The sequence below is a fragment of the Winslowiella iniecta genome, assembly GCF_001267535.1.
In the GTDB taxonomy this organism is placed as follows: Bacteria; Pseudomonadota; Gammaproteobacteria; order Enterobacterales; family Enterobacteriaceae; genus Erwinia; species Erwinia iniecta.
Window position 1 is genome coordinate 102,598 of record NZ_JRXE01000010.1, and the last position, 12,525, is coordinate 115,122.

Consider the following 12,525-nt stretch of genomic DNA (forward strand, 5'->3'; position numbering starts at 1 on the left):
ATTAACTCCTTGTAAAAATCATGAGGTTTGATCTACTGAGTGAGTAAATCATAAAAATAGCCCTGGTATTGGCAATGCTAATATCCTCAGAGTGCTGATGCATTTTGCGGATAACTGCTGGCAGTGATTGATAATTAAAAGTTGGGAGGGTTTCTTCCCCCCACAGGTTATATTTGCGAAAATTCATCAGGGTGAAACGTATGAAACAGTGTTTGCCACGCCTTAAATATCTGGTTTCTGTTGTTTATCTCCTTGATAAAGGCATTATCAATCTCCTCGGCTTTAATAAAATCCTGAAATGACAGGCGATATTTTCCTGCGTCGTGCAGCATATATCTAATGCTGGCAGGATTTATCCGATGCAGGCTGAGCTGTGAGGGAGGAGTAAACGTGAAATTTCCCCGCCAGATATCTCTGAGGGTGGTGATATCAGAATCGACAATATTAGGCTCTTCGAGAGCCTCGGTGAGGTTAACTTCTTGCCCCGCCCCCATGGGCACCGTAAATCTTTCCAGTTTTTTCAGATGTTGCTCTAGATTAGTGCGCAGGGTGGTGGATGTCGCCCGTAACTTGTCGACTTCAAGCCCGTTAAGATGGCGCATTATATTGGGCATAATTATCGGGTTATTCGATACCTTTTCAAGGTCGGAAAGAGGCTGCGCAACGGGAAGTTCAGGGCGGGGAGCGGGGTCTGCCACCAGAACTTCATAGCCACTTTCTAACGCGGTTTTATTTAATAGTCGGTAGCCGCCTGCTGCCAGCCCCAAACCAAATGACACTAATCCTGCTGCAAAGGATACCCACCCGAATCGTGCAGCCGCTTTCGGGTCGCATTGCTGAATCGCCGTGCTGACTAATCCGGTAACATCCGCCAGCAGGCCTGCTGCGCCGGTAGCCAGTGTTATCGCCGATGACGCGCCCAGTGCGGCACTGAGGCTTCCCGCGACGACGAGCGAGGCCCCGGCGGTAAAGGCCGCTGTCAGCAGGCCCAGCAGCCCGATCCCGATCCCCAGCCCGGCCTGCCAGCTAAAATGCCCGGATGGGTCAGACAGGTTGATCGGGTCGTTATGACAGTACGCATAAGGATTGATCCCGCCCCGGCCAAACGGACTCCAGCTGTCCGGGCAGGAAAAACGCATTAACTCCGGGTTATACACCCGATAGCCCTTACCCAGGTGGTAAGTTTCACTGACGGGGTCGAAGCGCTCACCGTTAAACCTCAATAAATAACTGCTCATCGTTAACTCCTCGTGAAAATCCTGGAGTGTGAATTAAGCGCAGAGATCTACTGAGTGAGAAAATCACAATAACAACTCTGGGAGTGTGGGCACATAAGGTTCTGAGAACGGATGAATCTTGCAGATGACAGCATGATTTCATCGGCATGAGAAGCGGCTAGCGGTTAATGCCGGTCATTGACGGGACGAAAAAACGATTTGTCAAAAACTGACAGTATTGTTCTAAATACGAAAGAACGGATGAGGTTAATCGGTATTAACTGAGGGTAATTATTCGATTATTTTAAGGTCAAATATTATGGTGCAGTCAATTCTTTCGGGACGTTTAGGTCCGTTGAATTTATTACCCGCCACCCAGCCAGCCCCTGAAAAAATCACTCCCGATACCTTACCGCAGCTACTTGAAAAAATGACTGAAGCCGGAATTAACTGGTCGCAAAATCAAGAAATTGGTCAAAATATTCTGACGTTATTAACTGAGCTACCGGGATTTAAAGAAGAGCTGGTCGCCGGCAGCGGATTGCGCCTCAAACAGCCGCTGCCAGAAAGTACTGACAATCTCACGCTTAACGATTTTTTTGAGGGCGAATATCCGCCGACGGAAACGCAGTACGAACTCACCTGGAGTAATATCTTCAATTTCGGTGTGAAGGCCGCTGAAGCGGTTGCGCCGTCAACCCTCTCTTCTTTTACGGACGCCATCACGTCCGCGCCCGATCCTCTGTCGGTGAAAAAGGTGATGTCAGACTGGGGACGTAAAATGGCCGTCGATATCCTGCTGGAAACGACCAGTAAATTGACCGGGCTGGATAAGCTGGTGGATGTTGTTCCGCTAATCGATCTGATTAAAGGTGTGAAGAAGGCGCTCTCTGGTGAAGATAAAAGTCTTGGCGAGAAGTTGAAGGCTTTGACCTATGAATTTAATAACGCGCGCGCCAGCCTGAAAAAAAGATCCGATTCCATGCAGTTCCACGTAGTGGATAGGCTGTGTCTGGTGCTGGATATCCTGCAGAAAAGTGTCTCACTGAAGAATAATGAGAAAAGTAATCTTTCAGAGCTGAGAAAGCCTGTGGAGGAAATACACAATAGCATTGGGCTGGGTGCTGTCGGCAAGGCGGTGACATTTTTTCTGAATGTGCATGATTCCTGGCAGCAATGGGAAAAAAGCAATATCACGGTTAATGAATTCTTTATCAATCTGACGGAAAAGGTCGCGCCAGAACAGATGGCGCTGCCGATAAGAATCACGGAAAAAATAGCCCAAAGTATTCAGGACGGTAAATTGCAGCTGGAAGGACTTCCTGATCACCCGGAAGTGAAGGTCAGCGGTAGCGAAGCACTACAGGCGAAAGGGGCAGCCGACGTCGTCGCTCATATTCAGTGGTTAAAAGCGGTGTTAATCCATCCGGAGATGATGAAAACCCTCGAAAAGGCAGATGATGCCCTGCTGCATGAGACTTTCGGTCTTGACCCGGCTGAACGCGCATTTTTGCGAAATCATCTGCTGCGGTACGCTCAGGCGCTTACCTCCTTTAAGAATAATGGCTCCGATGCTGAAAATATTATGGCGATGATGAGCCAGCTGGAGATCGCCGGGGCGAATATTGCGCTGAAGCCCCAACTGGGAGCGGTCGGCGAATTATTGACAGATAATGCCCGTTTATCCGATATCGGTGAGCTTTACACCAGTAAGGGCACGCTCGCCAAAATGGGCAAAGCGTTCTCGATGATTGATGTGCAGAAAACGTTGCAGAAAGCGGCTTCGGCGGCTTTCCGCACGGTTTTCGGCGTGCTGGGCGACGCGGTAAAACCATTAGCACTGGTGATGCAGAAAACGATTCAGTTTTCCAACAGTGCTTATGCGGTTGGCGTGACACAGCCTGGCATGTTGTACAGTGCATTCAGTGATTTCCTGAAGCAGGATTTTATTGATAACCGGAAGGATTACGCCAACCTGTCGCTGGACAAAATCCAGGCGCTGGCGGTTTTTTGCTTTACCAGCAGACACGTTCAGGTTCCTGTCACGGCCACCGGGGGAGAGTGGCTAAAAGCCTATGCCGAAGCAGATCCAGAGAAACTTACGGTGAAGGATAAGTTTATTCAGCACGCGGTACTGGAGCCCATGGTGGTCGGCGAAATCATCGCGGCAATCCGTGATGATGACCCGATTCGGGCAAGGAGAAACCTCGAGCCGCTAAGCGAAACGCTAAAAATCTGGGCTGGCGAATCACCCGGCCTGCGACTGGCTGCGGAAACCGTGCCATACCTGCCAGCGTTGAAACGTGCGTGGGAGGAACTGACCGCGCTGAACCATCAGGAGCTGGTTGGCATACGCGACGCGCTGAAAGCGCAGAGGTCATTGCAGGAGGCGATTAACCGCAACAGCCTGAGCAAACCTTCTGCGGAAACGCAGGAAGGCAGGCTTAAAGCGCTGGGCGAATTGCAGACAAAGCTGGTCGAACTGCAAAGAAAGCTCGGGGATGAACCCAGCTGGAAAAAGGGGATGCAGGCCGAGTTAGACGCGCTACGTAATGTACTAACCCGATCGCTGAAAGGTGAGGCGCTTGACCGGCTTCAGGATGAACTGGATTCGGTGCAGAATCACCTGAAAACTGTTTTGCAGCAGCCGCAAGCGGATGCCATATCGCTTCGTGCCATCCATGAGAAGCTGCAACTGACGTTACGAAATACCCTGGTAGCGGAAGGTGTTCCGTCCTCAGCGATCATACTGGAACAGCTTGGGGCGCTGGAAAAGACCCTGAGCACGCTGCCGATGGAGCCAAAGCTGACGGATATCCGCTCACTGCAAATTTTCCTTGGGCAGGCCATCGCCCGGCTGGCGACCAGCGATAAGCCTGAACTGCAAAGCGCAGCAGCCGAGCTGAATACCCTGATGAGGAAATTTGCATCGGAAAATCTGGTTAACTTCATTGACTGGGCTAAAGATGCTTTTGTTAATCTTTTCACCAAAGAAATCGAGCTGACACCGGAAGAAAAGGCGCAGGGCTACTTTGTTGTCGAATCTGCTCCTGGGAGGGGGCAACTGGCCGCCGGTGCTGCAGCGGGAGCCGCCGTGGGTGGGCTGGTGTCAATGCTCTGGCTGGCGGGTGACAGTCTGCTGAGTAAGGGTGATGCTGCCCGCCCGATGGTGATTAACCGCAGGGTGCCGGAGGCATTAAAAACCGAAGGCGATCATGAACCGATGATCGTGACCATCAACGCGCCGGACGCCGGTGTCTACGCCCCGACGACGGAATCGATTGTCGGTGACAGCATGCAATGGAAAAAGCTGTTTTGCGTGCTGTTAGCCACGGGTGCCGGAGCGGTATCAGGTCTGACCATCGCGACATTATTAAACCGACCGGTCAGAGAGAAACGCAGTGAACCGGTGCCGGTCACATCAGCGAATGAGACCACCAGTCATAGTGAAGCCAAAATCAGAAATCGACGTGATCTCGACAGCGTGAAAAGTGAGACTACCCGATTAACGCGAAGCGATCTCTCTATGTTTTTCCCCGGCCAGTTAGAGGAGAGCGCGGGGCATCGCGGGAGAATACGCCATTCAGCTAAAGATGAAGAAATCATTAAACAGATACTTCAGTCTGATAATACAACCAGAAATATTTCAGTAGAGGACAGCCATAATATCAAAGGCACGACATCCAGCCTCACAGCAGGCAATGTTTCAAACGGCTGGTTTTATCAGGATTTTCGTGAATACAGAGATGAAAGAATGCAATTGGACCTGCTTCTGGCCAGGAAGCGTGGAGTGTCAGTCGAGAATAAAGGCACGGCCAAGGTCAATTTCAGTAAGCAACAAGTGGTTGAGGCAGGAAATGTTTTAAGTGGCCAGGTAAAAAATGGCCTGGTAAACAGATTTTGTAGTGAGTTAAGCTTCAAAACCTATATTTACCAATACATCCAGGACATTATTGATAAATATCCGCAAAGTCGGGGTTATATAACATCACCTAATGATGAAGTTTCGATTAGGCCAACAGGAAGAAGCGTGCATCCGGAAAGACGAGTGCCCATCATGGACATCGCGACCGGTAAGATCAATATGAACGATTATGACATCGTCTGGGAGGGGCACGAACAGCACAAGCCGCTGGCGGCGAGAGGAAGTGGGGTGCCAAAATTAGCGTTCCGCGATGCACTTTTCCCGAATGGAAATAATCAACAGTATAGTAATACTCAAAACAAAGCGAGAGCGGCGGGAACCCATGGCCCGGCGCTTCCCGATATCATTGCAAAAAAACACACGGACGATTTGGCGAAGTTAAAAAATAATGCTGAATTCAAAGATTCAGTGAAAAAGTACCAGAACGTTGCGCATGTTGCGGTGGCAGAAGATATCTATACCAAACTGTCAAAATATAGTGTGAAACTTACAGCAGAGGAGAAGAAAGATTTTAAACTGTTACTCAATCTCTTCTGTGAAGGGGCGATGGACGCGTTTGGCTTAACATTTAATGGCGAACCCTTAGCCAATACTGTCTGCTTCCGGTATAAAAATAAAATCCTGGCCTGGGATGACTTTGGTTCGTCAGTCATGATCGATGACTCTGAAGCGGGAAGAACCAACGCAGAGATGCAGAAATTTATCACAAGCCACCTGAAAGCCTATACACAGGCCGAGATGGAAAATTCAGATGTAAAAAATACCAGATTCAAAGGTTCGGCGTTTCATGCCGGCAGTATTATCCGTTCGCCTTTTGATACGGTAACCCGCGATGAGCATTTTTCATTTAATGTCAGTGCCGCACAAGCGGAAAATGACCGGGATACGATGTTAAGAACCAAGGATGAAAGAATGAAAGCTTTAATCATCGATGTGACGGGGTCATTGGTGCAAGCCGCTATTACCTTTTTTCCAATCCCTCCTGGTGCGTCAACATTGGCGAAAAAAGCACTGATGCGTTTTACTGCCAGCGTGATGACTGGCCTGGCCAAGGTGAACAATGCCGACTGGCCGAAGGATGAACACGACCTGATGGAAAAGGCGTGGCGAGGTGCGTTGAAGAATTTGATTATCGACGGTGTATCGATTGGTAGTGCGCTGGCAGCTAAACATTACCCTGATATTATCAGCCCGCTGACGACTCAAACGGTGCAACATATGATCAACACGGGTGTCCCCAGTGGTACACCAAGGGTGCCAGCCTTGATTAAGTTCTATCTGGATAAAGCCGCTACCGCAAAGATGTAATTTTGCTGGCAGGGGACTCACAACAGGACGTTACAGCGGCATTTATGCCGCTTTTGACCACAAGGATTCCGGAGTCGTCCCTTCAGGCGAAACCTTCGGAGGTTATTCAGGTTTTAATGATCATTACTAAGGTTTTGGCTATGGAGAATAATCAATCACGGCCCGTCGTTTATCTGTTTGCCGGTCAGGGTAACCCGCTTATCGGTATGGGCTCAGATCTCTGGGGTATAAATGATTCGACCCGTCAGATTTGGGATTGCGCCAGCGATATTTCGCAAACCGATATTCGACGCCTTTGCTTAAAAGGTCCAATGAATAAACTCATACAAACCACTTGTCAGCAGGTAGCGGTCACTGCGATTAACGTCACGCTTTATACTTTGTGTCGTGAAAAACTGGCGGTTGAGAATGTGGTGGGTTTATGCGGCCATAGCGTCGGCGAATATGCGGCATTGTACGCGGCAAATGCCGTGACCCTTGAAGATCTGTTTAGCATGATCCACTTTCGTTCTCAGCTGATGCATGAGTTGAGTCAGGCCAGTAAAGGTGCGATGCGTGCAGTGAAGGGTGTCGATTATCAGACGATGACTGACCTGATTGCGCGTTCCGGCGCCGGGCTGGATATCAGCTGCGATAACAGCCACCGACAGCAGGTTATCGGTGGCACTGCCGATTCTCTCAATGAATTTTCCCGTATACTGACCTTGAGTGGATACGACAATGCAAAGCTCGCGGTGAGTGGTGCCTGGCATACCCGACTGATGCAGGAGGGAGTCCAACGGATGCGGGATTTTCTCGCGACGGTGGAGATCAAACGCCCTCAGCACGATGTGCTGATGAATGTTACTGGTGCGCCAGAGCTCATTCCTGCAACTATTAAAGAAAATTTGTCACTGCATTTAACTCATACCGTTAAATGGAGGGATTCGATGGCGCATTTGTTAAGCCGCCCTTTAACGCCATTGCTGGTCGAGGTCAGCAATAAGGCTTACCTCGGGCAAATGCTGAAGGATTTCACTGGCTATTCGCCGACGTTGTCGTTGCATTGCAGAAAGATCTAAACATTACCGCTGCTGTAAAAAGTGCACTTCTCATCCGACAGAGATCTTCATCTGCTGTCTTTCTCTTGCGATTGCTATGCTTAGAAAAGCAGTAGGGTGACGCAATGATGTCATCCCCAGAGCTGAGGATCGGATTACGTCTGCTCAGCTGTGACTAAAGTTAATCTGAGAATATAAAGGCGTCATGATGAAAATTACCCCAATAATCGCTCTGTTAACGGTTTTCAGTTTCAGTACCCATGCTGAGGAGGGAGGATTTAAAGCGGGAGAAACGGCGCCACCTCCGCACCAACAGGACGCCGGATACAAAGGAACGGAAGATACCAGAGAAAACACCATTAATAAGGTTCGCGACCTTAACCAGGATGCCTGGGTCACGCTGGAAGGGAATATCATCCAACATAAGCAGGGTGAAAGTTATCTGTTTCGTGATAAAACCGACACCATTGAGATCAAGGTTCCGCAGAAAGTGTGGAAAGGAAAAGAGTTTGAAGCCGATGAGTTAGTCCGGATTAGCGGACGGGTGCAGGGAAAAGGGGAGAGTACCGTGATTAATGTTGAGCGGTTGGGTGAGCCATAATGATTGGGGAAAAGATGCCACTAAAGCAAGGTAACAGCCAAATTATCGGCGTGGTTAGCGATCACTTCACGAATCCTTATACCGTGAAGATGCTAAATGAGTTAACCCGGCAACTTAATGCGCGCGGTTGTAATACGCTGCTGCTGAATGTTGACTCGCGGGAAAGTTTTACGTCACTCCTGCAAAAGGCGGGAAGGTTACAGGTTGACGGGCTGGTCTTTCTCGCCACGCTGTTCAGTGAAGAGCTGAATATCGCCGCCGAACTGTTACCCTCGGTTCCGACCCTTTATCTTTGTAGCACTGACAATGCCGATGCGCAGGTGGTCTGTGCTAATGACTACGCGGCGGGTGTGGAAATCGGTCATCTACTGCTGGCGCAGGGATTTCAGCGCTTTGGCTATATGAAAGGGCAGGATATCACTGCACCAGACCGGCAGCGGATGGCGGGGTATACCGCCAGTTTAGCGGCGGCGAATAAATCCCTGGATAAGCTGCTGGTGGCGGGCAGTGATCATCGCGAGCAGGCTTATCAGGCGATGATGGCCTACCTGAAACAGGCGCGGGCATCAGAACGCATCAACGCGCTATTTTGCGAAAATGATCAGCTGGCCTTTGGTGCGCTACAGGCAGTCCGTGATTTTGGCCAGGGCGCGCATATCGCAGTGGTGGGTTTTGATGACGTCGATGAAGCGCGTTCATCAACCTGGCACCTGACCAGCTGGACGCAGCGCTGTGATGTGCAAATTACCGAGGCGCTAAACCGCCTGCTTAACTGCGGCACGGATCATAGCGGTGCATGGCAGCAGGGCGAACTCCAAATCAGGCACTCGCATCTGGGAAAGGAAGTGCAGGGCGAAATGTCCAAATGTGGCTGCGCCAGTCGCCACTGATAGCGAATGTTCACGGCAGAAATCCGTCACTGCAGTGAGAGGGATTTCTGGCCGGATATTCACCGCGCTGGCAAAGCGCTCGGGTCCGCATGAGGGGGGGATGATGGCGATTGCCGACAAACCGCCGCACCAGACGTTATTTGATCTCGGTGACTAAAGGCTGCTGATCCTGACGGGTATGACTGGCCCGTTTGCGGAACATCAGGAAAGCCACCACCAGTGCCATTAATGCCGGTATCGCACCGACATAGCCTACCGAAGCCATGGATATGTCAGTGCTGACTTTATTCCCCAGCAGTGCGCCTGCGCCAATACCGATATTGAAGATGCCTGAAAACATCGCCATCGCCACATCAGTGGCATCGGGTGCCAGCGTCAGGACTTTCATCTGCATGCTCATACCAATGATCATAAAGGCAACTCCCCACAATAAGCAGAGCGCAATCATCCACAGCTCACTGACCGCAGCGCCAGACAGCAGCATCAGACAGGTTAATAACAGCGCGATTGAACCACTCAGCATCAGGTTCAGGTTGGCTTCGCCAAATTTGCTGAAAATAAAGCTCCCCACGATGCCCGCAGCACCCAGAACTAATAACAGCAGGGTGGCAAAATGCTGGCTGAATCCCGCGACCTTTTCGACAAAAGGCTCAATGTAAGTGAACGCGGTGAAGTGGGCGGTCACCACGGTGGCCGCCAGAATATACAGCCCGAGCAGCGCGGGGCGGCGGAACAGCTCGTTAAGACTTCTTACTGAGCCAGCGTCTTCTGAAGACAGTTTCGGCATCACTTTGACTATCAGCCACAACAGCAAAAACGCGATGGCGGCGATCACCAAAAACGTCACGCGCCAGCCAAATCCCTGACCGATCATTCTGCCCAGCGGTAAGCCCAGCACTGATGCCAGCGCGGTTGCGGATGCAATCAGACCCAGAGCCTGAGCGCGTTTACCTGCTGGCGCCAGCCGTACCGCTAGCGAGGCGGTAATCGACCAGAATAACGCGTGCGCGAGGGCGACACCGGCGCGACTGATGAGCAGGATATCGAAACTCCAGGCGAAAAATGAGAGCAAATGACTGCACACAAATAAACCGAACACCGTAATCAGCAGCGTGCGGCGATTGATATTGCTGGTCATCAACATCAGCGGCAGCGACATCAGCGCCACAATCCACGCATAGACGGTCAGCATAATGCCCGTTTGTGCTGACGCCATCCCAAAGCTGCCGCCAATGTCCGAGAGCAGCCCAACCGGGATGTATTCGGTGGTATTGAAAATAAACGCGGCCACGGCGAGAGTCAGTACGCGTGTCCAGGCGGTTTTACGTGAAACGGCGTTGATATCAGACATAGACAATCAGCTCAGGTGGTGAAAAAGAAAGCGGGAAATTCTAGTTCCGCTTAAACAAAATTCAACCTAAATGTGATCTATGTCGCATTTATCGCTAATGAGGTTGCCAGCGATAAGCGATTTTTATCGCCGGGTTAATGCGGAGGGCTGCGACAGTCAAGGAGGTGGCAAGCGAGGGAACAACGGAAACGGGATGGAGCGACCTTCAGCCATATTTCGTCTGATGGTTTTTTTTGCGTGCCAGATAATCCTTATCTTCACGGATTTTATCCCACTCGGCCTTAAAAATGGCTGCCGCGTCGGCTTTTTCCTGATTAAGCTGATAAGGCAGTATCTGACCTTCAGTATCATATTTTCTCCCGCCCTGATGGTTGGCGTAACGCCGGGCGCGGGTATAGCCCATCTGAATAAATTTGCGCGCCATATCCATGCCAACAAAATCATCGGCTGCCCGGTAATTCTCGTACAGTGCGAGGATTTTTTTGGCGGAGATTTCAGCGATCGCCGGGGTTTTAAACCGCCAGTGTGGCAGAATTTCACTTTTATACGGTTCAACCATCAACACCCCTTGCTCGCCACGGCCAACCTGATAGCGTTCAGGATGCTGACGAAAATTGATGTTTTTAAAATCCTGCTGATAATCAAATTCTTTCATCGATTGTTCCCTGGGAAGAATAAAATAGCCGATCCCGCGCGTTAACTGCTTTTGCCACAGAATCTGCTGGCAGCAGGGCAAATAGCAGTAATGAATTCCTCATAACCACTCCTCCGGTTAACTATTTTAAAGGTAGATGAGAAAGCCCAAAAAAGCTTATCTGACGCAATAAACGCGCCGGCGTGGAACTATGCCAATGGATGAAACATTCATTAAAGGATTATTTACAGTAGAAAAGAAAACCCAAGAAAAGTTAATAAATAGACTGGATATCAATATGTTGCCGGGTCTGTTTCAGGTAATTCTGCTTACGCTTTTTTTATACAGCACTATGCTGAATACAGGCTGTTTTCCTTCCCGTAACCACAATGGTGAATCATTTGCTGATTAAAAAGAAGAAAGCAAGGTCACATACTGAAGACCGTTCGCTGGCGTTGGTACTGGCGACCACGGCGGGCGTGCTTAATGCGATGGCCTTTGGTGCGTTTGGTTTTTTTCCGTCCCATATGACGGGGAATACCTCACAAATCTCGACGGAAGTCTCCGGCTCAGACTTTCATGATCTGCTTTTTCTGGCCGTATTGATCGGCGCATTTATCGTGGGAGCAACCACTGCACGGTTTATCGTCATTGGCGGTCTGAAGAAAAATCTCCGGACTATTTACTGCCTTGTTCTGCTGGCAGAAGGGCTGGCATTAACGGCAACCTCAATTTTTGAGGCCATCTTTTACTCGCAAAAAAACAACGGTGAAATTCTGGTGTTGCTCGGGTTTCTGATGGGAGTACATAACTCAACCTCGACCCAGCTTTCAAACGGACGCGTGAGATCAACGCATGTTACCGGGACGCTGACCGATGCAGGTATTGCGTTAGGTTCATTTATTTCCGCCATTGTGACTCATGCGGCCTATGCTGACAGGCGCTTCCACCAGAAACAGCTTTATACCCATCTGACCACCATTTTCTCATTTCTATCGGGCTGTATTGCCGGATTCCTGCTGTTCAGAGGGTTTGGCTTCCTGGCAATGATTGCGTTGGGCATTGTGCTTATTCTGGTGGCGGTATCCGCCATTGCCGTGACGCTGCACCGGGCAAGCGTGCGTAAAGTTGCCTGATTATCTGTGCTGCTGCTCGCTTGCTGTGCAATCCACCGCAGCCGGGCAGCAGAATTCTCCGAGATTACCGTCTTGCACATTCATCTCAATTGCGATCTCGGCTATATTGTTGCGCAAGATCACAAAAAGCCTCTCAGGAAGTCAAAGCACGATGATTAACCGTTATACCCTCGCCGCAATGGTGGCGGCTGTAGCACTTAGCGGATGCGCTAAACACTCCGTTGATGAAACGGTGGCGGATTTTAGCAGCGGTTCGACGCAGCTCAGCGTGACGCATCTTCCGGCGCGTACGGCCGATGGCGCGACGGTTTTCGTCACCGTCGACGGTAGCGAGGCGGGTGCTCTGCCGGTGGGTGAAAGCATGTCGCTGCGTGTTCCGGCGGGGGCACATCAGGTCGGCGGTTATGCCCGTTCGCTAATCGG

The 12,525-nt window shown here is 50.3% G+C and carries 9 protein-coding genes and 1 pseudogene; 7 read left to right on the top strand and 3 right to left on the bottom strand.

Annotated features, from left to right (window positions below; genetic code table 11):
- Nucleotides 1-167: 167 nt before the first annotated feature.
- On the bottom strand, nt 168-1,238 hold the full coding sequence (locus NG42_RS08920) for an RHS repeat-associated core domain-containing protein (RefSeq protein ID WP_052898944.1): 1,071 nt from the start codon (nt 1,236-1,238) through the stop codon (nt 168-170).
- A 298-nt stretch (nt 1,239-1,536) separates the two neighbouring features.
- Between NG42_RS08920 and NG42_RS08925 the strand changes: the two genes are divergently transcribed.
- The 4 genes from NG42_RS08925 (at nt 1,537) to NG42_RS08940 (ending at nt 8,981) form a co-directional block, all read left to right on the top strand.
- Nucleotides 1,537-6,450 (top strand): hypothetical protein, encoded by a 4,914-nt coding sequence (locus NG42_RS08925; protein ID WP_052898945.1) that lies wholly within the window; start codon nt 1,537-1,539, stop codon nt 6,448-6,450.
- A 140-nt stretch (nt 6,451-6,590) separates the two neighbouring features.
- A complete protein-coding gene (locus tag NG42_RS08930; protein ID WP_052898946.1) occupies nt 6,591-7,511 on the top strand; it encodes an ACP S-malonyltransferase in 921 nt (306 codons plus the stop codon).
- A gap of 187 nt (nt 7,512-7,698) precedes the next feature.
- Entirely contained in the window at nt 7,699-8,091 is a 393-nt protein-coding gene (locus NG42_RS08935; RefSeq protein WP_052898947.1) for a YgiW/YdeI family stress tolerance OB fold protein, read from the top strand.
- A gap of 14 nt (nt 8,092-8,105) precedes the next feature.
- Complete coding sequence (locus tag NG42_RS08940) at nt 8,106-8,981, top strand: substrate-binding domain-containing protein (RefSeq protein ID WP_052898995.1); 876 nt, start codon at nt 8,106-8,108, stop codon at nt 8,979-8,981.
- A gap of 136 nt (nt 8,982-9,117) precedes the next feature.
- On the opposite strand, the gene NG42_RS08945 is transcribed toward NG42_RS08940, so the two are convergent.
- Together NG42_RS08945 and NG42_RS08950 are read right to left on the bottom strand one after the other, a co-directional pair.
- Nucleotides 9,118-10,332 (bottom strand): sugar transporter, encoded by a 1,215-nt coding sequence (locus NG42_RS08945; protein ID WP_052898948.1) that lies wholly within the window; start codon nt 10,330-10,332, stop codon nt 9,118-9,120.
- Nucleotides 10,333-10,537: 205 nt separating this feature from the next.
- The gene (locus tag NG42_RS08950; RefSeq protein WP_052898949.1) at nt 10,538-10,987 is read right to left on the bottom strand and encodes a DUF4385 domain-containing protein; all 450 of its coding nucleotides are present in this window, start codon (nt 10,985-10,987) and stop codon (nt 10,538-10,540) included.
- Nucleotides 10,988-11,177: 190 nt separating this feature from the next.
- Between NG42_RS08950 and NG42_RS08955 the strand changes: the two genes are divergently transcribed.
- The 3 genes and pseudogenes from NG42_RS08955 to NG42_RS22895 form a co-directional block, all read left to right on the top strand.
- The gene (locus NG42_RS08955; RefSeq protein ID WP_156322092.1) at nt 11,178-11,378 is read left to right on the top strand and encodes a hypothetical protein; all 201 of its coding nucleotides are present in this window, start codon (nt 11,178-11,180) and stop codon (nt 11,376-11,378) included.
- Complete coding sequence (locus tag NG42_RS08960) at nt 11,368-12,102, top strand: YoaK family protein (protein ID WP_052898996.1); 735 nt, start codon at nt 11,368-11,370, stop codon at nt 12,100-12,102. The genes NG42_RS08955 and NG42_RS08960 overlap by 11 nt, the downstream gene beginning before the upstream one ends.
- Before the next feature lie 151 nt (nt 12,103-12,253).
- Nucleotides 12,254-12,525: pseudogene (locus tag NG42_RS22895) on the top strand (hypothetical protein); the annotation flags it as partial.